Genomic DNA, 22588 nt, shown 5'->3' with positions numbered 1-22588 from the left:
GCTGGTATGAGTGATATAACAGCATTCAATAACTGCATGAGCGTGTTCTGGCGACAACATGAAGCCGAACTCTCTCGCTTTCTGACATCGAAGACAGGTGATAGCGAAAAAGCAGCAGACCTTCTGCAAGAGCTATTCCTGCGTGCCCGCGCTCATTCAGACAGTTTCTGCAAGATGGAGAATCCGCGAGCCTGGCTGTATCGGGCGGCGAGGAATCTGCTGATTGATGAGTACCGCACCACCAGGGAATTCGTTGAGCTGGAAGAAGATGCCCCATTAACTGATGCATCCCCTGATGCAATCTCAACGCTGGGTATTTGCCTGCCTGAAACATTGCAGGCATTACCTGAAGATGAGCGGTGGTTGATTGAAGAGTCCGACCTTAACCGGCGTCCCCAGCAGTCCCTGGCCGATGAACTGGGCATCACGCTTACGGCGTTTAAATCCCGACTACTTCGGGCCAGAAAACACCTGAAAGAGATGATGACAGAACGTTGTCAGATTGAGGCGGATGACACGTCTTCCGTCTGCTGCCACAAAAAAATGAATTAATCGCGCATCCTTTCCCCACCACCTTCGTTTACCTCAGTGTAAAGCCAAATGACTCAACACTGAGGTAAACAGTCCATGTCAAAAATTGAGATCTTTGAAGCAGCAGGCTGCTGCGCAACCAGTAGCGTTGTAGTCAGTGACGAAGCCGTCAAATGGAACGCCAGCGCCGAATGGGCGAAAAAGAATGGCGTTAATATTCAGCGCTACAACCTTGCGAAAAACCCGCAGCAGTTCCTGAATACCCCTGTCATCAAAGAGTTTCTGAACACATCAGGGATGGAGTCCCTCCCTGTCACCTTACTCGATGGGAAGCTCGTGATGGCAGGCAAACTCCCGACGCGAGAAGATATCGCCCGTTGGTCAGGTATTCCGCTTACTCAGGACTGGAGTGAAGACAGCACGCAACCATGCTGCTGCAGCATTCCACGCATGCCTTAATTCCAGAGGAGCTATTACTGATGAATATGCCATTTTTAAAAGACATTCCCCCGTTCATCTTCTTCACTGGCAAAGGTGGTGTGGGTAAAACATCCCTGGCCTGTGCTACTGCGGTATGGCTGGCCGATCAGGGTAAGAGAACGCTTCTGGTGAGTACCGATCCGGCTTCCAATGTCGGCCAGGTATTTAGCCAGACTATCGGCCACCGAATCACAGATATCAGTACCGTAGAAAATCTTGCCGCGATGGAAGTTGATCCGATGGCTGCAGCACAAGCCTATCGTGACCGAGTACTCGACCCGGTTCGCGGGCTGATGCCAGCCGAGGTGGTCAGCAGCATTGAAGAGCAGCTCTCTGGCTCATGCACCACGGAAATCGCGGCATTTGATGAGTTTACTGGTCTTCTTACCAACCATGAGTTGCGGGAAAAGTATGACCATATCGTATTTGATACTGCGCCAACCGGTCATACCATCCGCATGCTTGAGTTGCCGGGAGCCTGGAGCGGTTATCTGGAAGCGAATCCCGATGCTGCCGCTAATCTCGGGCCTCTGGTAGGGCTGGAGAAACAACAGCACCAGTACTCAGATGCGGTTAAAGCGTTGTCTGATGCAGCACTCACGCGCTTAGTTTTGGTTGCACGTGCTCAGGCTTCAACGCTGAAAGAGGTATCCCATACGCACGATGAGCTGTCTGTTATCGGTTTGCAGCATCAGCACCTTGCCATCAATGGTGTACTGCCGCCGTTTGTGGGTGAAAAAGATCCACTGGGGCAAAGTATTCTGGCTCGGGAAGAAAAAGCACTACAGGCAATGCCTGATAATCTGGCTAATCTTCCCCGCTCGCAGCTGTATCTTAAGCCATTTAATCTGGTCGGTCTGGAAGCCCTGCGTGAGTTATTTACACAGAGCAAAGCCTCGCTGCCGCTCCCTGCGACAACGCAAAACACTCTGGATTTACCAAAACTTGCTTCACTGGTGGATGAACTCAGCCTGACAGGTAAAGGTCTGGTCATGACGATGGGTAAAGGCGGAGTGGGCAAAACGACTATTGCGGCATCAGTCGCGGTATCGCTGGCTAAACGCGGCCATAAAGTCCACCTGACCACATCCGATCCGGCAGCACATCTGTCTTACACGCTGGATGCCTCACTGCCAAATCTGCAGGTCAGCCGTATCGACCCGAAGGTAGAGACAGAACGTTATCGCCGTTTTGTACTGGAAAATCAGGGCAAAGGATTAGACGCTGAGGGGCTGGCGGTGCTGGAGGAAGATCTCCGCTCGCCATGTACTGAAGAGATCGCCGTCTTCCAGGCATTCTCGCGGATAATCAAAGAGGCAGACGACCATTTTGTCATTATGGACACCGCGCCAACGGGTCACACACTTCTGCTACTGGATGCAACAGGAGCCTATCACCGGGAAATGGTGCGCCAGATGGGGCAAACGCATGATCATGTGTTGACACCAATGATGCAATTGCAGGACCCGGAGAAGACGAAGGTGATTATCGTGACGCTTGCCGAAACGACACCTGTACTGGAAGCAGCTAACCTGCAGCAGGATCTGCGTCGAGCTGGCATCGAGCCGTGGGCATGGGTTGTTAATAACAGCCTGGCAGCTACTGAACCGTCTTCGCCTTTCCTGAAGACCAGGGCGAACCGCGAGCTGCCTCTCATCTCTAATGTGGAAGAGCAGTATGCAAAGCGTATTGCATTAACAGCGCTACAGAGCGAAGAGCCGGTTGGTATTGACCTGCTGGAAGAAATGACGAAGTAACAATAAAGGGGGCATTTGCCCCCTTTATCTTTATTTCAGTCTTTTACCTGCATCATCAACAACTTTTTCACCGTCTTCCTTGGTGAAAGCCGCTTTCTGAGCATCTGGAAGGACATCCAGAACCACCTCGGAAGGACGGCACAGTTTAGTACCCAACGGTGTCACCACAATCGGACGGTTAATCAGGATCGGATGCTGAAGCATAAAATCGATTAACTGATCGTCAGTAAACTTATCTTCCGCAAGCCCCAGTTCTTCATAAGTCTCGACGTTTTTGCGCAGCAGAGCCCGGACTGAAATGCCCATATCTGCAATCAGTTTGACCAGCTCATCGCGTGAAGGTGGATTTTCAAGATAAAGAATAACGTTCGGTTCAGTACCGCTGTTGCGGATCATCTCAAGCGTGTTACGCGACGTGCCGCAGGCAGGATTGTGATAAATGGTGATATTGCTCATATCAGTATCTCATTACAAAGTGAAAGAGAGACGTAGCGCCAGCGCTGCCAGCGTTACAAACAGCACGGGCAGAGTCATGACGATCCCGGTGCGGAAATAGTATCCCCAGGTGATGGTCATATTCTTCTGTGAAAGGACATGCAGCCAAAGCAGCGTTGCCAGGCTACCAATAGGTGTAATTTTAGGTCCCAGATCGCAGCCAATCACATTAGCGTAGATCATCGCTTCTTTGATAACGCCTGTTGCGGTGCTGCCATCAATAGAGAGAGCGCCAACCAGCACGGTAGGCATGTTGTTCATGATGGAAGACAGGAAAGCAGTCAAGAAGCCAGTACCCAGCGTCGCGGCCCAGAGTCCTTTATCCGCCAGTACATTCAGTACACCTGAAAGGTATTCGGTTAGCCCGGCGTTGCGCAGACCGTAGATTACCAGGTACATCCCCAGTGAGAAGATGACGATCTGCCAGGGTGCGCCACGCAGCACTTTACTGGTGTTAATGGCATGGCCTCGTTTCGCCACAGTAAACAGTATTACCGCCCCAACTGCAGCAATTGCGCTAACGGGGATCCCGAGTGGCTCGAGAACAAAGAACCCAACCAGCAGAAGAATCAACACTATCCAGCCGGTGCGGAACGTAGCAGGATCTTTTATTGCTTTTGTCGGTGTCTTAAGGAGAGCCAGATCGTAAGTCGGCGGGATATCTTTGCGGAAGAACAGATGCAGCATAACCAGCGTGGCAACAATGGCTGCAATATCAACCGGAACCATCACCGACGCATATTCGGTGAATCCCAGACCAAAGAAGTCCGCCGATACGATATTCACCAGGTTCGACACGATAAGCGGTAGGCTGGCCGTATCGGCAATAAACCCGGCAGCCATGACAAATGCCAGTGTCGTGCCTTTGCTAAACCCTAATGCCAGTAGCATGGCGATGACTATCGGCGTCAGAATAAGTGCCGCACCATCGTTGGCAAACAGTGCCGCCACCGCTGCGCCGAGCAGAACGATATACGTAAAGAGCAAACGTCCACGACCGTTACCCCAGCGGGAAACATGCAGCGCTGCCCATTCGAAAAAACCGGACTCATCAAGCAGCAGACTGATAATAATTACGGCAATAAAGGTCGCCGTCGCGTTCCAGACGATATTCCACACCACCGGAATATCGCCAACATGCACAACGCCAGATATCAGAGCCAGTACCGCACCCAGCGTCGCGCTCCAGCCGATGCCTAACCCCTTCGGCTGCCAGATAACCAGAACGATGGTCAGGACAAAAATAGCGCCTGCCAGTAACATAAAACCTCCTGACAGGGCGACTTTGTCGCCCTGTATATGCCAAAAATTAACTCATCAACTCTCTGAGCTTTTCAATACCGGCGGGCTCTGACGCCAGCACCGGAACAAGCGCTATACGCTCAGCGTGCTGATTCTTAACAGCCTCAATCTGAGGCCGTTCCTGCCGGGCGCGCTGGCAAAGCAACGGAGAACGCGTATCCGCAATGGAAAGGCTGTTATTGATAATCCAGCCCCACGGATGAATCCCCGCTCTTTCAAGGTCAGCCTGCAGGTTTGCCGCTTCCAGTACCGGTGTGGTTTCAGGGAGCGTAACCAGCAGAACTTTGGTTCTATCCGGATCCTGAAGCTGCATCATTGGGGTAGTAAAATGACCTTTATTCCCCATTTTTTTGGCAATCTCTCGGTGGTAAGCCCCGGTCGCATCCAGCAACAAAAGCGTGTGTCCCGTAGGGGCGGTATCCATAACAACAAACCGCTTACTCGCTTCACGAATCACGCGGGAAAAGGCCTGAAACACGGCAATTTCTTCAGTACAGGGAGAGCGTAAATCTTCTTCAAGTAGCCGTTTCCCTGCTTCGTCCAGATCTCTTCCCTTCGTCTCAAGGACATGCTGGCGATAGCGTTCGGTTTCATCATGTGGATTGATTCTACTGACCTGAAGATTTTTGAGGCTACCGTTCAGCGTTGTACTCAGGTGCGCAGCAGGATCAGAGGTCGTGAGATGCACGTCAAACCCCATGTCTGCCAGCCTGACGGCGATAGCCGCAGCCATCGTGGTTTTCCCTACACCGCCTTTACCCATCAGCATAATCAGGCCGTGTTCACTGCGAGCGATATCATCGACCAGACCAGAGAGCGATAAATTTTCAGGCGTGTACTGGACGTTCGTTACCGGGAGCGGTAATGCCTCAGAACCGGTATCCAGCAGTCCCTTCAATGCTGAAACACCAACCATATTGACTGGCTGTAGTAATAGGGTATCTGTCGGTAGCCCAGATAAACCGGAAGGAAGATTTGCCAGTGCCTCCTGCTCACGTTGCCATATCGCAGCGGCCAGGGCGTCATGTTCAGCTTCGGCTTTAGGCAGCACACCATTAATAACCAGGTACTGGTTTTTCAGGCCAATTACGGCGAGTTCTTCATGGGTGCGGGCGACTTCCTGCAGCGTCGATTTCTGCAGTCGTGCAACCAGAACCAGGCGGGTACGTTCAGGATCGGATAACGCCTCTACCGCATGAGCATACTGCTCACGCTGCTTTTCCAGCCCGGCCATTGGGCCAAGACAGGAAGCTCCGTCCGGGTTACTCTCAATGAAGCTACTCCAGGCACCGGGAAGCTGGAGAAGGCGAATCGTGTGGCCCGTCGGCGCTGTATCAAAAATGATGTGATCGAAGCGGGTCAGCAGGGAAGCGTCTGTCAATAAGCCGGTGAACTCATCAAACGCCGCAATCTCAGTGGTACAGGCTCCTGAAAGCTGCTCGCTGATACTGTTAACAACGTCATCAGGCAGAAGATCTTTGATAGGATCAACGATTCTGGCGCGGTATTGCTGGGCGGCTTCCTGCGGGTCAATCTCCAGAGCAGAAAGCCCAGGAACTGCTGTCACAGGGCGAATGGTGTTACCGATAGCCTGATCGAATACCTGGCCGACATTAGAGGCAGGATCGGTACTGACCAGCAAAACCCGCTTACCCTGTTCAGCCAGACGGATAGCCGTCGCGCAGGAAATAGACGTTTTTCCTACGCCTCCCTTACCGGTAAAAAACAGATAAGGTGGGATATTCTGTAAGAATTTCATATGTCCTCCTGACATATTCAGCAACAGGAAGTATTACCACCACAACAGCTGGTGGGAGCTAACCCTACCTTCTCCAGCGGAATACCGAACCAGCGAGCCAGCTCAGCGCGTTTTGGATATCGCCCTGCCATCACCGTTTCACCATCCAACAGCAGTAGCGGAAGCCCTTCTGCTCCAGATGCTTCGAGGAATGCTTTCGCTTTCTCATTGTGAACAAAGCTCATGGGCTGCTGCGCCAGGTTAAAACGTTCGATCTGGACCCCACGCCCTTTAAGCCACTGCACATCGGCAGAGAAATCAACCAGAACCTGATCGACATCTGAGCCACATATACCGGTACTGCAGCACATTGCCGGGTCAAACACCGTTAACGTTTTCATTCTGAATACCTCACATTTGAAAAATCATATATGTTCAGGAAAATTTTTTAGATGCAAACAGCCTTACCGCTACCAGAGCAGTTTGCCGATGCCAGTTTACGGGCGATGGCCTGTACGTCGTCCTGTTGGCTTAGCCAGGCCTGCTCAATCACCTGAGCGGCCCAGGAAGGAATATGCGGGGATAAGCGGTAGTGAACCCATTTCCCCTGCTTGCGATCCAGCAATAGGCCACTTTCCCGAAGCATTGCAAGATGGCGGGAGATTTTGGGCTGTGACTGTTCTAGCGCAGTGCAAAGGTCGCACACGCACAGCTCTCCCATCTCTCTGAGCAGCAGTACGATCCCTAGACGGGTTTCATCGGAGAGGTTTTTGAAGAGTTGTAATGCTGATAATTGTGGCATAAGCCCTCCTGCTATTATCTCGCAGTTTCTCTCTATAACACTGCAATGTCAAAAATTATATTTGAATTTTCATATATGAAAGAAGCAAAAGTTCTCTCTAGGTCTTGTATGGAAAACGAGATAGTCTAGAGTAACCCTCTATATTAAAGAAGCCCTGAAGACATTCACAGGGCACATTCTGTTAGAGTTAAATACACAGCAATTGCAAAGTTGCTGTATTAAGCTAGAGGTAGCGCCCAAAGTTCTTCAAGGTTCACATCGTCGCTGCTGGGTCGATGCTGTTTCAAGAGCGGGTCAATTTTCAATATCATTGGAAGATCAAAAGCGGTACCAGTGACTACGCAGCAGCCCTTGGCTAGAGTCGGTATGAGAGCCTTAGAACTGGAATCTAACGTGCTAATAGTATTATCTAGCAGCATAAGGTCGCGGTCGTTAACCAATCGGTGTATGAAGAAATTGTGAATCTGGGAAACAATAGTAGGTGAAATGTCCGCAGGCCGCTGACTAGATAGTGTGAGGTATACGCCATACTTGCGTCCCTCCTTAATTATTTCTTCAAAGAGTTCAAGCCGATAGTCTTTCCAGATTTCATGTGTAGTGGCACAACGCAAAGCAGAACAAGCGAAGATGCCTATAGCTACAGATTTCATTTTCAGTGCAGCCACTCTACGCAGCAAAGGCCACGCTGTCACCCGTAACACCGTGTTTGCTGAATTTGGGAAGATGGGAAGGAGAGCGGGATTCTCTAACGTGGGATGCCATACACCACGTAAAAGCCGTGGGCGCGTGATGTTCGATGCTGGGGTGGCTATAGAGACAATCGCCCATTTCCTGGGACAAACAGATCCACGGTCAACGATGTATTACATCGGGTATGGTCAGGACGTGCAGGACGATTTAATAGAGGAGTTTTCTTTAGAATGGTGATCAACATGAAACGCTTGATTGTGCTGACGCTGGCGCTATTACCAACCCTCGCCCACGCAGGGAGCACATTAACTTTGACGGATGAAGAGGAGACAGACAACGCGAAGATTTGCGTATACAGCAACGCCAATTATACGGAGACAGTGACGATCAGACCGTCCGAACAGTGCAAATACACTAGGACATTCGAGGAGGATTAACTGTTTAAGAAAGAGTAACAGCCTGTCTCTTTCTGCCAATTAGTATCTGAATAGCAGAAAAGGATTCATTAATCACAGCCCCAACAAACACGGCTATTTAATGGTCTTCTCTTACAATTTGGTCATAACGTTCAACAAAAATAGAAATTTTTTCATTATTATAGGTTGCTAACCATTTATCTAACCCTTTTTCAAAAAGGGGAATGAAATCAACGTAATTAAAAAATACAATACCTGAATGAGTGCGCGTAGGGGTTCCGACTGGGGCAACGCTATAACTTATTCGTCTTTCTTTACCCTGTACAACCTTACGTGAGTTCAAGCTAGTCATGTGTAAAAGAGAGTGTCTTAATTCATAAAGTTCATTTGAACTTATGCCTAAGTGAGATAATTCACAGTATGTATCTAACCACATGGGAAACGCTTTATTTACATCACCATACTCAAGATAAGCTATAGTATCAATAAATGACATTAACAGTTTAATGCTAGATAAATAATGCTTATTGTTAAATAATAAATGTATTGGTTTGACATGATCATCAACCAATAGATCTTTAATCAAAAATTTATTTCCAACCAAATACTTGTCAATATAGTCAGGCAAATCTTTAATCCCAGGTATGCTATTGGCCTCAAAATCACTTCGTCTAACTTCTTTGTCTGTAGAAACCGAGGCATCTACCTTAATCTGACCATCTACTACAGCAGTATAAATTACTAGAGGGTTAGCAGACGCATTCTTAGCAATTAAAGCCTGTTCAAAAACACGTATTGGATCACCCACTCTTGCCAACGCCAAAAACCTACTATTGGTAAGAAAATCAGAATCACCAAGTGATCTTGGATCTACTCCAAAATACTCACACCTTGGTAAATCAGAAAGTAGGTGGTTTTTTAGGTACTTTATTTTTTCACTATCACTCCCACTCACTTTATGGACAGCTATACCCACATGTGTTATTTTTTCATCAGATGATGACGCAAAGTAAAATAAATTATAGATTTCTTCTAACATACTCTTCCCCATTTTAAGCCGCTCGCACTAATTTTAATTATTCGTGCCTTATGCGTTAGCGACTGCGTACAGCACATCAACCAGCTTTACGGCGTCCACATCATTCCATGTCCAATAAGATGATAATTGATGGTGGTTATCGCTATCAGGTTTCCCTAAAACGCCTTGCACTATTGCTTGATGATCCTGGGATGCAGTAACGCGCACACTGTTTGCCATTTGTATGAAGTAGGTAATCCCTTTGAGGCCGTCACGCTCTATCTTTTTCTTATGTGTGTCTACGTTTTGGGATGTGACAGTGATTTGCATAGTATCTTTTCTCTGATGGTTAGGATTAATCTCAGGTTATCCAGCACACTGAAAATGTGCAACTCAAAGATTCTGGATAATAGAAGCCATAAAGCCCCGTTGGTGATACAGCAACAAGCGGAGCGTAGCAACTTCATCAGACTGTCAGAGGGATCACACCTTATCAGGATAACCGTGTACCCTTGCGGGAGCGTGGCTGAAACGCTGATAGAGCCTACATGTCGTTTGTAGGTACGGTTATCACCATAAACCTGTTTACGTGGCTCATAGGGCCACACATCGGGCTTGAATGCGTGTGATCAGTCTGGTGTAAGAGACAATGCCCGGATCAGGCTTTTCCTTCACGTTGTGCTATCGCGGTGTGAGGGCTACAACTGCCGCCGCCGAATAGTTATACTCTTACTTCCATAGTAACTATCCGTGACAACTAACAGTGTACCTTGTGTTGGTAAATCGTCGTTCAATGGTAGAACGAACACGACAACTTATGTTAAGTAAGTTGAAAGCAAAACGAGTCTTATTGAAGTTTTGCCACAAGGGGAGAGATCTGGAGCGGGCGAAGGGAATCGAACCCTCGTATAGAGCTTGGGAAGCTCTCGTTCTACCATTGAACTACGCCCGCATTGAAGTGCGTAAGGGATTATAAACCTTACGCTCTTCTTGGCAAGGGACTAACAGACTGACTGGCGATTAATTCACCGTCAGCATTTTGGCTTACTCCCCTGCGGCGGTAAATAACGCAGCGGATCGATAGCCGTTGCCCGGTAGCGGATTTGGAAATGCAGGCGCACCGTCGTCGCATCCGAGCTGCCCATCGTCGCTATCTTCTGCCCGGCCTTCACGTTTTGACCGTTGTTCACCAGCATGGTGTCATTATGCGCATACGCAGTGATGTAGTCCTCACTGTGCTTAATCATGATGAGATTACCGTAGCCCCGCAGCTGATTACCGACATAAACCACCTTCCCTGCTCCGGCCGCATAAATCGGCGTACCGCGCGCAGCCGAGATATCAATGCCCTTATTGCCGCCGTCCGCCGTAGAATAAGGCAGGATCACCTTACCGCTGGCAGGCCACTGCCAGCAACGTTGCCCTACTGGTGGCCAGGACGACTGCGGCACAGAAGAAGATGGTCTGACCGCCGCCGTTTTGGTTGAGGATTTCTTGGTTGTTTTGCCAGATCCAGAACTGGTTTTCGCGCCGCCGCTGACCTTCAGCTTTTGCCCCACTTCAATGGTATAGGGCGGTGAAATATTATTCAGGCGAGCGATCTCTTTCACGCTGGTACCGGTGGCGCGCGAAATACGGTATAGCGTATCTCCCCGCTTCACGGTATACACGGAGCCGGAATAACTTCCTGTATCAGACGACTTGCTCCCGGAACAGCCCACTAACAGCAGACCGACACACAGCAGCATCACGATACCCAGGCCATTTTTCTTCAGGCGTCCTGCACTCAAAACAATACCTCGCAACATTTTCAGACGCTTTATCATAGCAGCCAGAAACCGGATGCCAAATCATATCGCGCAACGAACCGGCGGCTCTGGCATTTCACACCCTCTGTTAATCACTCTGACTTAATTAAGCATATAATGTGAGTGCTTAAGATTGATGGTGGACGCTATGCGACAGGAACATGTCATTTTATTGAATGAGCAGGACCAACCCTGCGGAACGCTGGAGAAGTATGCGGCGCATACCGCCACAACCCCCCTGCACTCCGCTTTCTCGTGCTGGATATTTAACGAGCAGGGCCAACTGCTGGTCACCCGCCGCTCGCTGCACAAAAAAGCCTGGCCAGGTGTCTGGACCAACTCTGTCTGCGGTCACCCGCAGTTAGGTGAAACCAACGAAGCTGCTATTGTCCGCCGGGCTCGCTTCGAACTGGGTGCAGATATCAACTTGCTCACCCCCGTATACGCTGATTTTCGTTATCGCGCCACGGACCCGAGTGGAATAGTTGAAAACGAAGTATGTCCGGTTTATGCCGCACATATCGTCAGTGAGCTACAGCTAAACCCAGATGAAGTGATGGATTGCCAGTGGAGCAATCTTGAGGATGTCTTAAGCGGGATTGACGCGACGCCGTGGGCTTTCAGCCCGTGGATGGTAATGCAGGTTGCAAACAAAGAAGCGCGTGCGCTGTTGCAGAATTACTGCCAACAAATTATTGCCTGATGGCGCTACGTTTATCCGGCCTACATTACGAATCGTAGGCCGGATAAGGCGTCAGCCGCCATCCGGCATTTCACATCTTACTTAACCGGGCGCATCGCCGGGAACAGGATCACGTCACGGATGGTGTGGCTGTTGGTGAACAGCATAACCATACGGTCGATACCAATGCCCAGACCCGCAGTCGGCGGCAGACCGTGTTCCAGAGCGGTAACGTAGTCTTCGTCGTAGAACATCGCTTCGTCATCACCCGCATCTTTGGCGTTAACCTGATCCTGGAAACGCTGCGCCTGATCTTCGGCATCGTTCAGCTCGCTGAAGCCGTTACCGATCTCACGTCCGCCGATGAAGAATTCGAAGCGATCGGTGATTTCCGGGTTTTCGTCATTACGACGCGCCAGCGGAGAAACTTCTGCCGGGTACTCGGTAATGAAGGTTGGTTGAATCAGGTGCGCTTCTGCAACTTCTTCAAAGATCTCGGTCACGATACGACCCAGACCCCAGCTCTTCTCAACTTTGATGCCGATAGATTCAGCAATCGCTTTTGCAGAGTCGAAGTTATCCAGATCGGCCATGTTGGTTTCCGGACGGTATTTCTGAATCGCTTCGCGCATGGTCAGTTTTTCAAACGGCTTACCGAAGTCGAAGACTTCTTCACCGTAAGGCACTTCAGTCGTTCCCAGAACGTTCTGCGCCAACGTACGGAACAGAGATTCAGTCAGTTCGATGAGATCTTTGTAGTCCGCATAAGCCATGTAGAGTTCCATCATGGTGAACTCTGGGTTATGGCGAACAGAGATGCCTTCGTTACGGAAGTTACGGTTAATTTCGAATACGCGTTCGAAGCCGCCAACTACCAGACGCTTGAGGTAAAGTTCCGGCGCGATACGCAGGTACATGTCCAGATCCAGCGCGTTATGATGAGTGATAAACGGACGCGCTGCCGCACCGCCTGGGATCACCTGCATCATAGGGGTTTCGACTTCCATAAAGCCGCGAGCAACCATGAACTGACGAATGCCAGCCATAATCTGTGAACGCACTTTAAAGGTATTGCGGGATTCATCGTTAGAGATGAGATCCAGGTAACGTTGACGATAGCGCGCTTCCTGATCCTGCAGACCGTGGAATTTGTCCGGCAGCGGGCGCAGCGCTTTGGTCAGCAGACGCAGTTCGGTGCAGTGGATAGACAGCTCACCGGTCTTGGTCTTGAACAACTTACCTTTCGCGCCGAGGATATCGCCCAGATCCCATTTTTTGAACTGCTCGTTGTAGACGCCTTCCGGCAGGTCATCGCGAGCAACGTACAGCTGAATACGGCCGCCAACGTCCTGCAGCGTAACGAATGATGCTTTACCCATAATACGACGGGTCATCATACGGCCAGCAACGGATACCTCAATGTTCAGCGCTTCCAGCTCTTCGTTTTCTTTCGCGTCGAAGTCAGCATGCAGTTGGTCTGAGGTATGATCGCGACGGAAATCGTTCGGGAACGGGATCCCCTGCTCACGCAGGCTCGCCAGCTTCTCACGGCGCGTTTTCAGTTCATTGTTAAGGTCGGCTACCGCGTCAGCGCCCTGTACGTGTTGTTCAGACATGTTGGTTCCTCATAACCCTGCTTTCAAACTTGCTTCGATAAATTGATCCAGGCTGCCATCCAGCACCGCCTGCGTGTTACGGGTTTCAACCCCGGTACGCAGATCTTTGATGCGGGAGTCATCAAGGACATAAGAACGAATCTGGCTACCCCAGCCGATATCTGACTTGGTGTCTTCCATCGCCTGTTTCTCGGCATTCTTCTTCTGCATTTCCAGTTCATAAAGCTTCGCTTTCATCTGCTTCATGGCCTGGTCTTTGTTCTTGTGCTGGGAACGGTCGTTCTGACACTGCGTCACAATCCCGGTCGGGATGTGGGTAATACGCACCGCAGATTCCGTACGGTTAACGTGCTGACCGCCTGCACCGGAGGCACGGTAAACGTCAATACGCAGGTCCGCCGGGTTGATATCGATATCAATATCATCGTCAACTTCCGGATAAACAAACGCCGAACTGAACGACGTATGGCGACGTCCGCCGGAGTCGAACGGACTCTTACGTACCAGGCGGTGTACGCCGGTTTCAGTACGCAGCCAACCGTAAGCATATTCACCAGCAATTCTGATGGTCACGGATTTAATACCCGCGACTTCACCTTCAGACTCTTCAATGATTTCAGTCTTAAAGCCGCGCGCTTCAGCCCAACGCAGATACATGCGCATCAGCATGCTTGCCCAGTCCTGCGCTTCCGTACCGCCAGAACCTGCCTGAATATCGAGATAGCAATCCGCGCTGTCATATTCACCGGAGAACATACGACGGAATTCCAGCTGGGCCAGCTTATCTTCCAGCGTATCGAGTTCTGCTACGGCTTCGTTAAAGGTTTCTTCGTCGTCGGCTTCTACAGCCAGTTCCAGCAGGCCGGAGACATCTTCCAGGCCCTGGCTCATCTGATCGAGCGTATCAACGATGGCCTCAAGGGAGGAACGCTCTTTGCCCAGCGCCTGAGCGCGTTCGGGTTCGTTCCACACGTCCGGCTGTTCCAGCTCGGCGTTTACTTCTTCCAGACGCTCTTTCTTGGCATCATAGTCAAAGATACCCCCTAAGAACGTCAGAGCGCTCCGTGAGGTCCTGAATGCGGTTATTTACCGGATTAATTTCAAACATTGTCTGATTTCTTTTATTGGACTAGTCAAAATGCGGTGATAAGAGCGGGATTGTAACTAATCCACGCCCTTTTTTATAGCGATTAGTGACGCTAAAGTGGCCAGATATTGTCGATTATAATCTGCAAGCTGCGGTTGCCGCGAAACTCGTTAATATCCAGTTTGTAGGCAAGCTGAACTTCGCGCACGCCGTTGTCCGGCCAGCAGGTGGTATCGACATTAAACGCAATACCGTCCAGCAGCGGACCACCGCCCACGGGCTCGACCATCACCTTCAGATGACGCTCACCGACCAGACGCTGCTGGAGCAAACGGAAATGCCCGTCAAACAGCGGTTCCGGGAACATTTGCCCCCACGGTCCGGCATCGCGCAGCATTTGTGCGATCTCCATGGTCATCTCCGCCGCGCTCAGTGGGCCATCCGACACCACTTCACCTTGCAGTAAGGCAGGATCCAGCCACTCGGTTACCAGTTCGCCAAAACGCTGCTGGAAACGCTCAAACTGCGCCTCTTCAAGCGATAAACCCGCCGCCATGGCGTGACCGCCAAACTTGAGGATCATGCCCGGATAAAGGGTGTCCAGGCGCTCCAGCGCATCGCGCATGTGTAGCCCCTGAATCGAACGCCCGGACCCTTTGAGAGTACCGTCACCTGCCGGGGCAAACGCTATCACTGGACGATGGAATCGCTCTTTAATACGCGATGCCAGAATCCCCACAACGCCCTGATGCCACTCGGGATGATACATTGCCAGGCCGCCCGGTAGTGTATCGCTACTGCGTTCCAGCTTTTCACACAAGGTCAGTGCTTCGGCCTGCATACCCTGCTCGATCTCTTTGCGCGTCTGGTTGAGCGCATCCAGCTCATTGGCCAGCACACGCGCTTCGCCAATGTTGTCGCACAGCAACAGCGCCACACCAACGGACATATCGTCCAGACGGCCCGCCGCATTCAGCCGTGGCCCGAGGGCAAAACCCAAATCACTGGCTGCCAGCTTTAGGGGGTCGCGATTGGAAATCTCCAGCAGCGCTTTAATACCAGGGCGACACTTTCCGGCACGAATGCGGCTTAAGCCTTGCCACGTCAGAATACGGTTATTGGCATCCAGCGGGACCACGTCCGCCACCGTGCCAAGTGCAACCAGATCGAGCAAATCCGCCAGGTTCGGCGGTGCAATGCCGCTTTCATCAAACCAGCCTTTGTCACGCAGGAAAGTACGCAGCGCCAGCATCAGATAGAAGGCTACACCAACGCCTGCCAGCGATTTCGACGGGAACTCACAGTCGGGCAGGTTAGGATTAATGATTGCCTCTGCGCCCGGCAGCGTATCCCCTGGCAGGTGGTGATCGGTCACAACGACCGGGATCCCCAACGTTCTGGCATGTTCGACACCCGCGTGAGACGAGATGCCGTTGTCTACGGTGACAATCAGCTGAGCGCCCCGGGCATGGGCCTGATCAACGACTTCCGGGCTTAAACCATAACCGTCTTCAAAACGATTTGGCACCAGGTAGTCAACGTTACTGCAGCCCAACGCGCGCATCGCCAGGATGCTTAGCGCCGTGCTGGTCGCACCATCAGCGTCAAAATCGCCGACAACGATGATTCGGGTTCCTTCGCGAAAGGCGTTGTAGAGGATCTCAACCGCTTTTTCGACGCCGTTCAAATGCTGCCACGGCAGCATGCCTTTCACGCTACGCTCAAGCTCCTGCGCGCTACGTACACCCCGGCTGGCGTATAAACGGCGCAGCAGTGGCGGCAAGTCTGCAGGTAGCTCGGCGGTCTCGTCGGCCTCACGCCGACGAAGTTGTATCTGTTGTTTCACGCGAATTATTTACCGCTGGTTTGTTTTGCATGTGCGTCGAGGAATTCTTTCATCTCTTTCGGGCCCTGATAACCAGGTACGACATAGCCATTGCTCAGCACAATCGCCGGTGTACCGCTGACGCCAAACTGTACGCCCAGCGCATAGTGGTTAGCGATATCCACATCACAGGTCGCCGCTTTTACACCCTTGCCAGTCATCGCGTCGTCAAAGGCTTTGTTTTTGTCCTTAGCACACCAGATAGACTTCATGTCCTGTTCAGCCTGGCTGTCCAGCCCCTGACGTGGGAAGGCCAGATAACGTACGGTGATCCCCAACGCATTGTAATCTTTCATCTCTTCATGCAGCTTGTGGCAGTAACCACAAGTGATGTCGGTGAAAACGGTAATGACGTGTTTTTCCTGCGGCGCTTTGTAGATGATCATCTCTTTTTCCAGCGCGTTCAGATGCTTCATCAGCAGTTGGTTGGTGACGTTCACCGGACTTGCGCCGCTCACGTCATACATCGGTCCCTGAATAATATGTTTACCGTCTTCAGTTACGTACAGCACACCGCTATTGGTTAGTACGGTTTTCATGCCCGCAACCGGAGCAGGTTGAATCTCGGTGCTCTGCACACCCAGCTTTGCTAATGACTGGCGAATTGCCGCGTCGTCTGCATGTACCATGCCGGAAAACGCCGTCGCCAGCAGGGTGAACATCATAAAACGTTTTTTCATAGCCTATCCTATCCTGTCAGCACTCACGCTCGCGGGTGATGCTGTTGATGTAGTTGCCGCAAGCGCTCCGTTGCGACATGAGTATAAATTTGCGTTGTCGAGAGATCGCTATGCCCCAGTAGCATCTGCACCACGCGCAGATCTGCGCCATGGTTGAGCAGATGCGTGGCAAATGCGTGCCGCAGGACGTGCGGTGACAGCTTTTCGCTGTCGATTCCCGCCAACACAGCATAGTGTTTGATACGATGCCAGAAGGTCTGACGGGTCATCTGTTGCGCCCGCTGACTAGGAAACAGCACATCAATCGATACGCCGTTGAGCAACCATGGACGCCCATGCTCCAGGTATGTTTCCAGCCAGTACACTGCCTCCTCACCCAACGGGACAAGGCGCTCTTTGTTACCTTTACCGATCACCCGTACCACGCCCTGACGCAGGCTGACGTCACTCATCGTCAGTCCTACCAGTTCAGACACGCGCAGGCCCGTTGCATACAACACTTCCAGCATGGCTTTGTCGCGTAGCTCCAGCGGTTGATCGATAAGCGGCGCCTGCAGCAGTCGTTCTACCTGCGCTTCGCTGAGATCTTTGGGCAGACGCTGCGGAAGTTTAGGTGATGCAAGCGAGGCGCTGGGGTCATCTTCGCGATATTTTTCGCGGTACAGATGCTGAAAAAAACGTCGCGTCGCACTGAGCAAACGTGCAGAACTGGTGGCTTTATACCCTCCATCCATCCGCTCAGCCAGCAAGGCTTGCAGATCATCACTTTGCGCGGTCGCAAGCGAAGCGCCGCGGTGATGTAACCATTCCACAAGCATGGTCAGATCGCGACGATACGCACTTAATGTGTTTTCCGCCAGATTTCGTTCCAGCCACAGGGCATCAAGAAACTGCTCGATGCGCGCCAGATCCTGTTCCACTCGCGCCCCTTATTCCACTCTCATTTTTGATGCATTATGCCTCATTGTGCCGGGATTGCGGCGATTCTGTTACACTACCCGCAACGCTACAGCAGAATTGAGATGTTTACGTCATGAACATGGGTCTTTTTTACGGTTCCAGCACCTGCTACACCGAAATGGCAGCAGAAAAAATCCGCGATATCCTGGGTCCCGAACTGGTGACACTGCACAACCTCAAAGACGATTCCCCGACCCTAATGGAGCAGTATGACGTGCTCATTTTGGGCATCCCAACCTGGGATTTCGGTGAAATTCAGGAGGACTGGGAAGCTGTCTGGGAGCAACTGGACGACCTCAACCTGGAAGGAAAGATTGTCGCGCTTTACGGTATGGGCGATCAGTTGGGATACGGTGAATGGTTCCTGGATGCGCTGGGTATGTTGCACGATAAACTGATCACCAAAGGTGTAAAGTTTGTCGGCTACTGGCCCACCGAAGGCTACGAATTCACCAGCGATAAACCCGTCATTGCCGATGGACAGCTGTTTGTTGGTTTGGCGCTGGATGAAACGAACCAGTACGATCTCAGCGATGAACGCATTCAGGCCTGGTGCGAGCAAATTCTTGGCGAAATGGCCGAGCACTGGTCCTGAATTTCTGCCGACTGACGGCTAAGCTCGCAACCTTACCGTCAGTACTACTTCTGCTTCGCCTTTTGCAGCATCAACCGCCGTAAATCCCGCCACTCTGCATCATCCATACTGTCTGCCGCCAGCCACAAATGTTGACGTTTTCCGGCATCAGAGCGCAAACGCAGCATCATGCCTGTTTTAACCATCCAGGGGGCGCTAACGATAGACCACTCTTGCCCTTGCCAGCGCAGACGACCATCCATCAACAGCCGAATCTCACCCTGACAAGCGTTGATTCGACGCTGACTGCGAACGCTATCGAATACCACCAGAGAGAGCAAAACCAGCCATAATGGGGTGTAGCTCAATGGCCAGGGCATCAATAAAATAAACACCGCGACCAGCCCATGAATTAGCAGTGAAAGCCACTGCGCGCGCCATGATACGCGTAAATCAGATTGCCACTGGACCACGTTCCCGATTCCGTGTCTGGATAAGTCGCACCATCTGCTCCAGCTCAGCATCAGCTGGTTTCCCATGATTCATCAACCAGTTAAATAAATCTGGATCATCACATTCTAGCAGACGGATAAAGATACGTTTTTCTTCGTCACTTAAGCTGTCATATTCATGTTCGAAAAACGGCATGATCGAGATGTCCAGCTCGCGCATACCGCGGCGGCATGCCCAATGAATACGTGCTTTGTTGTTAATATCCATGTTCTTCTCCCTGTCTCGCGAAAACGAAGTATCCCGCTATTGTAACGTGTTTTTCCCGCTCTTTTACGGGAATATCAGTAAACTGAAGCTCGCTCGCTAAATAAAACCTTATTAAGCCAAAGGATTCACCATTTTTTGATGTTTCCTCGCAAAGCGCAATATATGGCACAAATAGCCTGTTTAAACCGCTTGCAATGGGCCATAGCTCTTTTACCATTAGTCATTATCACTGCGTTAAGCAAATCAGGACATTATTATGGCTTTTACATCTTTTCCTCCTCGCCAGCCTTTCGCGTCAACGCGTTTGCCTCTGACGCTAATGACGCTCGATGACTGGGCGCTCGCCACCATCACCGGTGTCGACAGTGAGAAGTATATTCAGGGTCAGGTCACGGCGGATGTCAGCCAGATGACCGAGCATCAGCACCTGTTAGCTGCACATTGTGACGCCAAAGGTAAAATGTGGAGCAACCTGCGTCTGTTCCGACAGGGTGACGGTTTTGCATGGCTTGAGCGCCGTAGCCTGCGTGATGCGCAGCTCACCGAGCTGAAAAAATACGCGGTCTTCTCGAAGGTGGCGATTGCCCCGGATGACGAGCGTGTCCTGCTGGGCGTAGCGGGATTCCAGGCACGTGCAGCGCTGGCCAATCTCTTTAGCGAATTACCGAACAGTGATAAGCAGGTCATTACCGAAGGTGCCTCCACGGTATTGTGGTTCGAACACCCTGCTGAACGTTTTCTGCTGATCGTTGATGCCACCACAGCAGAAACCTTGGTTGAAAAGCTGCGTGGCGAAGCAGAGTTAAATAACAGCCAGCAGTGGCTGGCGCTGGATATCGAAGCGGGTATCCCCGTTATTGATACAGCCAACAGCGCACAGTTTATTCCACAGGCTACCAATCTGCAGGCTCTGGGCGGGATCAGCTTTAAAAAAGGCTGCTACACCGGTCAGGAAATGGTTGCTCGTGCAAAATTCCGCGGAGCCAATAAACGCGCCATGTGGACTTTGGCGGGTGCCGCCGGTCGAGTACCGGAAGCTGGCGAAGACCTTGAATTAAAAATGGGCGAGAACTGGCGTCGTACCGGTACCGTACTTGCCGCAGTAAAACTGGCCGATGGTCAGGTACTGGTGCAGGTTGTGATGAATAACGACATGGAGGCCGACAGCGTGTTCCGCGTTCGTGACGACGCAAAAACGCTGCAAATCGTACCGCTGCCGTATTCGCTGGAAGAGTAAATGAATAATGCCTGATTGCGATGCGTCTATCAGGCATGCTGGCTTTTCTTTTGTAGGCCGGATAAGGCGCTAGCCTCCATCCGGCGTCAATGATTACGCCTGACCAACGTACAGATAGATCGCCAGGAAGTGGCAAACGCTGCCGCCCAGCACAAAGCCGTGCCAGATCGCATGGTTGTAAGGAATGCGCTTACAGACGTAGAAAATAACGCCCAGGGAATACACCACACCGCCAACAGCCAGCAACGTCACGCCTCCCGCTGCCAACTTAACCGCCAGTTGATACACCACAATCAGCGATAGCCAGCCCATTGTCAGGTAGGTTACCAGCGACAGAACCTTAAATCGGTGCGCAATGGTCAGTTTGAATAAAATACCGATCAGCGCCAGGCTCCAGATAACAATCATCAGTCCACGTGCCAGCGGCGAATCAAGCCCCACCAGCAGGAATGGCGTGTAGGTCCCGGCAATCAGCAGATAAATCGCACAGTGGTCAAATTTTTTCAGCCAGATTTTCGCTCTCTGATGGGGGATCGCGTGATACAAGGTTGAGGCGAGGAACAGCAGGATCATGCTGCCGCCGTACAGGCTATAGCTGGTAATGGCCATAGCGCTGGCGTTGGTATCTACTGCCTGGACCAGTAATAACACCAGTCCGACAATCCCAAACACCAGCCCGATACCGTGACTGATGCTATTGGCTATTTCCTCTGCCAACGAATATCCCTGCGCGATTAATGGCTTCTGAACCATAAGTTACTCCCCAGAAACGAACACTTTCGTTATTGCGCCTCTAGCGTAACTGAGAATGGTTCCAGTGAACACCTGTTAGCTAAAATAAATATCACATTAATATTAATCCTTTAAAATCATTGTGTTATAAGTGATTTTTCAACTAACAGATGTTTCTTTAAATCAAAGGCATTTAAAATCAATCACATAAAATTGCGTCTGATTCGGATAAATCTCGGCAATCACATGTTTGAGTTCTTCAAGCGTCATGTTTTCCTGCTGGGCATGTTTATCCGTTAGCGTATCCAGCGTGACGGTTGAGGTGCCAACAACCTCAATCGTGCAGAAGTAACCGTCATCTTCGAAGCGCCCAACCCGTAAAATGTCCCCGGCTTTGAAGTGTGATTCGGACTCGTCACGAATGGTGATGGTCTTGCGTCCGGCCAGAATGTCATCCTGGAAACGCTGAAAAAAAGTGATGTCATTTGGCTGCATGTTATTATTCCCTGTAGATGAAGTCTGATGAGTGAGTTTTGCCATTGTGAGTATGTTCTCCCACGCTGCCATCGCCAGTCTCAACAATCTTGAGATGTTGGTCTACAACTATGTCATCAAAAACCGTGACAAAGTCATGTACATGACCATTCGCGAACTGGCCGATGCCGTGGGTGTTTCCACTACCACCGTACTGCGCTTTTGCCGCAAGCTTAAATGTGAGGGTTACTCAGAATTTCGCGTGCGCTTCAAATTATATTTAGAGCAGAATGAACCGCAACAGGCTAATTTCGGTGCCAGCGAAATTATCAGTTTCTTTAAAGGCGTCAATAACGACGAGTTCGATAAACTGCTCGATCAGGCTGTTGATATTATATTATCGTCCGAACGTATTATATTCGTCGGAGCAGGAACGTCTGGAGCGCTGGCAAAATATGGCGCACGTTTTTTCTCAAACGTCGGTAAATTCAGTAATCACATTGACGATCCTTATTTCCCGGTAACTAACGACATGGCCAGAAACGCGCTGGCGATCGTGCTTTCCGTATCTGGTGAAACAGAAGAGATCCTGCGCTTTGCCAGCCAGTTCAGTCTGCACAACTGTAAGGTTCTGTCGGTCACCAGCCATGAACACTCTCGCCTGGCGAAACTCGCCGACTTTAACCTCTCCTGGCATGTTCCACAAACACGTATTGCCGGGGTATACGATATAACCACGCAGATCCCCGTTATTTATATTCTGGAATCACTCGGTCGCAAGCTGGCGAAAAGAATAGCGTAAAAAAACAATCTGTTTTTTTGATGTAACAAATCACATTTACGCTATTTTGTTATATCGTGACATTTATCTTTCCTTTGTTAGACTCAAAATCAGATTGTATTA

25 protein-coding genes, 1 tRNA gene and 2 pseudogenes are annotated in these 22588 nt (G+C 50.8%); 9 read left to right on the top strand and 19 right to left on the bottom strand.

Annotated elements, in window-relative coordinates; translation table 11 throughout:
- The first annotated feature begins 6 nt into the window (after positions 1–6).
- The 3 genes from OGV57_RS10545 to arsA (OGV57_RS10535) all read left to right on the top strand — a co-directional run bounded on the left by OGV57_RS10545 (position 7) and on the right by arsA (OGV57_RS10535) (position 2768).
- Positions 7–552 carry a sigma-70 family RNA polymerase sigma factor gene (locus OGV57_RS10545; protein ID WP_054528758.1) on the top strand — a complete coding sequence of 182 codons (546 nt, stop codon included), beginning with the start codon at positions 7–9 and terminating at the stop codon, positions 550–552.
- A gap of 75 nt (positions 553–627) precedes the next feature.
- Positions 628–990 carry an arsenic metallochaperone ArsD family protein gene (locus OGV57_RS10540; protein ID WP_054528759.1) on the top strand — a complete coding sequence of 121 codons (363 nt, stop codon included), beginning with the start codon at positions 628–630 and terminating at the stop codon, positions 988–990.
- A gap of 20 nt (positions 991–1010) precedes the next feature.
- Complete coding sequence (arsA, locus tag OGV57_RS10535; RefSeq protein WP_054528924.1) at positions 1011–2768, top strand: arsenical pump-driving ATPase; 1758 nt, start codon at positions 1011–1013, stop codon at positions 2766–2768.
- A 30-nt stretch (positions 2769–2798) separates the two neighbouring features.
- Here the strand turns inward: arsA (OGV57_RS10535) and arsC are convergent, their stop codons facing one another.
- The 6 genes and pseudogenes from arsC to OGV57_RS10505 all read right to left on the bottom strand — a co-directional run.
- Complete coding sequence (arsC, locus tag OGV57_RS10530; RefSeq protein ID WP_054528760.1) at positions 2799–3224, bottom strand: glutaredoxin-dependent arsenate reductase; 426 nt, start codon at positions 3222–3224, stop codon at positions 2799–2801.
- Between the two features lie 12 nt (positions 3225–3236).
- On the bottom strand, positions 3237–4526 hold the full coding sequence (arsB, locus tag OGV57_RS10525; protein WP_054528761.1) for an arsenite efflux transporter membrane subunit ArsB: 1290 nt from the start codon (positions 4524–4526) through the stop codon (positions 3237–3239).
- 46 nt (positions 4527–4572) lie between these two features.
- Positions 4573–6324: an arsenite efflux transporter ATPase subunit ArsA gene (arsA, locus tag OGV57_RS10520; protein WP_054528762.1), complete on the bottom strand. Its 1752-nt coding sequence runs from the start codon at positions 6322–6324 to the stop codon at positions 4573–4575.
- A 17-nt stretch (positions 6325–6341) separates the two neighbouring features.
- On the bottom strand, positions 6342–6704 hold the full coding sequence (arsD, locus tag OGV57_RS10515; RefSeq protein ID WP_003841020.1) for an arsenite efflux transporter metallochaperone ArsD: 363 nt from the start codon (positions 6702–6704) through the stop codon (positions 6342–6344).
- Positions 6705–6751: 47 nt separating this feature from the next.
- A complete protein-coding gene (gene arsR, locus OGV57_RS10510; protein WP_003841023.1) occupies positions 6752–7105 on the bottom strand; it encodes an As(III)-sensing metalloregulatory transcriptional repressor ArsR in 354 nt (117 codons plus the stop codon).
- Positions 7106–7323: 218 nt separating this feature from the next.
- A pseudogene (locus OGV57_RS10505) lies at positions 7324–7695 on the bottom strand (ATP-binding protein); the annotation flags it as partial.
- 4 nt (positions 7696–7699) lie between these two features.
- Here OGV57_RS10505 and OGV57_RS10500 point away from each other — a divergent pair.
- Together OGV57_RS10500 and OGV57_RS10495 are read left to right on the top strand one after the other, a co-directional pair.
- A pseudogene (locus OGV57_RS10500) lies at positions 7700–8032 on the top strand (tyrosine-type recombinase/integrase); the annotation flags it as partial.
- The gene (locus tag OGV57_RS10495; RefSeq protein WP_054528763.1) at positions 8026–8232 is read left to right on the top strand and encodes a hypothetical protein; all 207 of its coding nucleotides are present in this window, start codon (positions 8026–8028) and stop codon (positions 8230–8232) included. The pseudogene OGV57_RS10500 and the gene OGV57_RS10495, both read left to right, overlap by 7 nt.
- A gap of 97 nt (positions 8233–8329) precedes the next feature.
- Here the strand turns inward: OGV57_RS10495 and OGV57_RS10490 are convergent, their stop codons facing one another.
- The 4 genes from OGV57_RS10490 to actS form a co-directional block, all read right to left on the bottom strand.
- Complete coding sequence (locus OGV57_RS10490) at positions 8330–9250, bottom strand: hypothetical protein (RefSeq protein ID WP_054528764.1); 921 nt, start codon at positions 9248–9250, stop codon at positions 8330–8332.
- 48 nt (positions 9251–9298) lie between these two features.
- Complete coding sequence (locus OGV57_RS10485; protein ID WP_023300783.1) at positions 9299–9559, bottom strand: hypothetical protein; 261 nt, start codon at positions 9557–9559, stop codon at positions 9299–9301.
- A 548-nt stretch (positions 9560–10107) separates the two neighbouring features.
- Positions 10108–10181, bottom strand: a tRNA-Gly gene (locus OGV57_RS10480).
- Between the two features lie 79 nt (positions 10182–10260).
- Positions 10261–11019: an amidase activator ActS gene (gene actS / locus OGV57_RS10475; protein ID WP_054528925.1), complete on the bottom strand. Its 759-nt coding sequence runs from the start codon at positions 11017–11019 to the stop codon at positions 10261–10263.
- 166 nt (positions 11020–11185) lie between these two features.
- On the opposite strand from actS, the gene idi reads away from it, so the two are divergent.
- Positions 11186–11740, top strand: a complete 555-nt coding sequence (gene idi / locus OGV57_RS10470) for an isopentenyl-diphosphate Delta-isomerase (RefSeq protein ID WP_032948043.1) — start codon at positions 11186–11188, stop codon at positions 11738–11740.
- 77 nt (positions 11741–11817) lie between these two features.
- On the opposite strand, the gene lysS is transcribed toward idi, so the two are convergent.
- The 5 genes from lysS to xerD all read right to left on the bottom strand — a co-directional run bounded on the left by lysS (position 11818) and on the right by xerD (position 17907).
- Positions 11818–13335: a lysine--tRNA ligase gene (gene lysS / locus OGV57_RS10465; RefSeq protein WP_003026911.1), complete on the bottom strand. Its 1518-nt coding sequence runs from the start codon at positions 13333–13335 to the stop codon at positions 11818–11820.
- 9 nt (positions 13336–13344) lie between these two features.
- Positions 13345–14443, bottom strand: a protein-coding gene (gene prfB, locus OGV57_RS10460; RefSeq protein WP_096878465.1) for a peptide chain release factor 2 whose coding sequence is annotated in 2 segments (ribosomal slippage) — positions 13345–14367 and positions 14369–14443 — 1098 coding nt in all. Because the reading frame shifts where the segments join, the coding sequence is not laid out codon by codon here.
- A 91-nt stretch (positions 14444–14534) separates the two neighbouring features.
- Positions 14535–16268 carry a single-stranded-DNA-specific exonuclease RecJ gene (gene recJ, locus OGV57_RS10455; protein ID WP_054528765.1) on the bottom strand — a complete coding sequence of 578 codons (1734 nt, stop codon included), beginning with the start codon at positions 16266–16268 and terminating at the stop codon, positions 14535–14537.
- Positions 16269–16273: 5 nt separating this feature from the next.
- On the bottom strand, positions 16274–16987 hold the full coding sequence (gene dsbC, locus OGV57_RS10450; protein WP_003825520.1) for a bifunctional protein-disulfide isomerase/oxidoreductase DsbC: 714 nt from the start codon (positions 16985–16987) through the stop codon (positions 16274–16276).
- A gap of 23 nt (positions 16988–17010) precedes the next feature.
- The gene (xerD, locus tag OGV57_RS10445) at positions 17011–17907 is read right to left on the bottom strand and encodes a site-specific tyrosine recombinase XerD (RefSeq protein ID WP_003026928.1); all 897 of its coding nucleotides are present in this window, start codon (positions 17905–17907) and stop codon (positions 17011–17013) included.
- Positions 17908–18020: 113 nt separating this feature from the next.
- Here xerD and fldB point away from each other — a divergent pair, with 113 nt between their 5' ends.
- Positions 18021–18542, top strand: a complete 522-nt coding sequence (gene fldB / locus OGV57_RS10440) for a flavodoxin FldB (RefSeq protein WP_003026933.1) — start codon at positions 18021–18023, stop codon at positions 18540–18542.
- A gap of 44 nt (positions 18543–18586) precedes the next feature.
- On the opposite strand, the gene OGV57_RS10435 is transcribed toward fldB, so the two are convergent.
- Together OGV57_RS10435 and sdhE are read right to left on the bottom strand one after the other, a co-directional pair.
- Entirely contained in the window at positions 18587–18994 is a 408-nt protein-coding gene (locus OGV57_RS10435; RefSeq protein ID WP_003026936.1) for a protein YgfX, read from the bottom strand.
- Entirely contained in the window at positions 18975–19241 is a 267-nt protein-coding gene (gene sdhE, locus OGV57_RS10430; RefSeq protein ID WP_003026938.1) for an FAD assembly factor SdhE, read from the bottom strand. Before sdhE ends, OGV57_RS10435 begins: the two co-directional genes overlap by 20 nt.
- 256 nt (positions 19242–19497) lie before the next feature.
- On the opposite strand from sdhE, the gene ygfZ reads away from it, so the two are divergent.
- Positions 19498–20478 carry a tRNA-modifying protein YgfZ gene (gene ygfZ / locus OGV57_RS10425; RefSeq protein WP_003026944.1) on the top strand — a complete coding sequence of 327 codons (981 nt, stop codon included), beginning with the start codon at positions 19498–19500 and terminating at the stop codon, positions 20476–20478.
- A gap of 93 nt (positions 20479–20571) precedes the next feature.
- Here the strand turns inward: ygfZ and trhA are convergent, their stop codons facing one another.
- Positions 20572–21231, bottom strand: coding sequence for a PAQR family membrane homeostasis protein TrhA (trhA, locus tag OGV57_RS10420; RefSeq protein ID WP_003838267.1), 660 nt, complete (start codon positions 21229–21231; stop codon positions 20572–20574).
- Positions 21232–21393: 162 nt separating this feature from the next.
- Positions 21394–21705 (bottom strand): N(4)-acetylcytidine aminohydrolase, encoded by a 312-nt coding sequence (yqfB, locus tag OGV57_RS10415; protein ID WP_003026949.1) that lies wholly within the window; start codon positions 21703–21705, stop codon positions 21394–21396.
- A gap of 52 nt (positions 21706–21757) precedes the next feature.
- Between yqfB and OGV57_RS10410 the strand changes: the two genes are divergently transcribed.
- Positions 21758–22486 (top strand): MurR/RpiR family transcriptional regulator, encoded by a 729-nt coding sequence (locus tag OGV57_RS10410; RefSeq protein ID WP_003838265.1) that lies wholly within the window; start codon positions 21758–21760, stop codon positions 22484–22486.
- Positions 22487–22588 lie beyond the last annotated feature (102 nt).

The organism is Citrobacter sp. Cf087, assembly GCF_030334285.1.
GTDB classification, from domain to species: domain Bacteria; phylum Pseudomonadota; class Gammaproteobacteria; order Enterobacterales; family Enterobacteriaceae; genus Citrobacter; species Citrobacter freundii.
The sequence above is the reverse complement of the archived record's forward strand: the minus strand, read 5'-3'. Positions and strand labels throughout refer to the sequence as shown.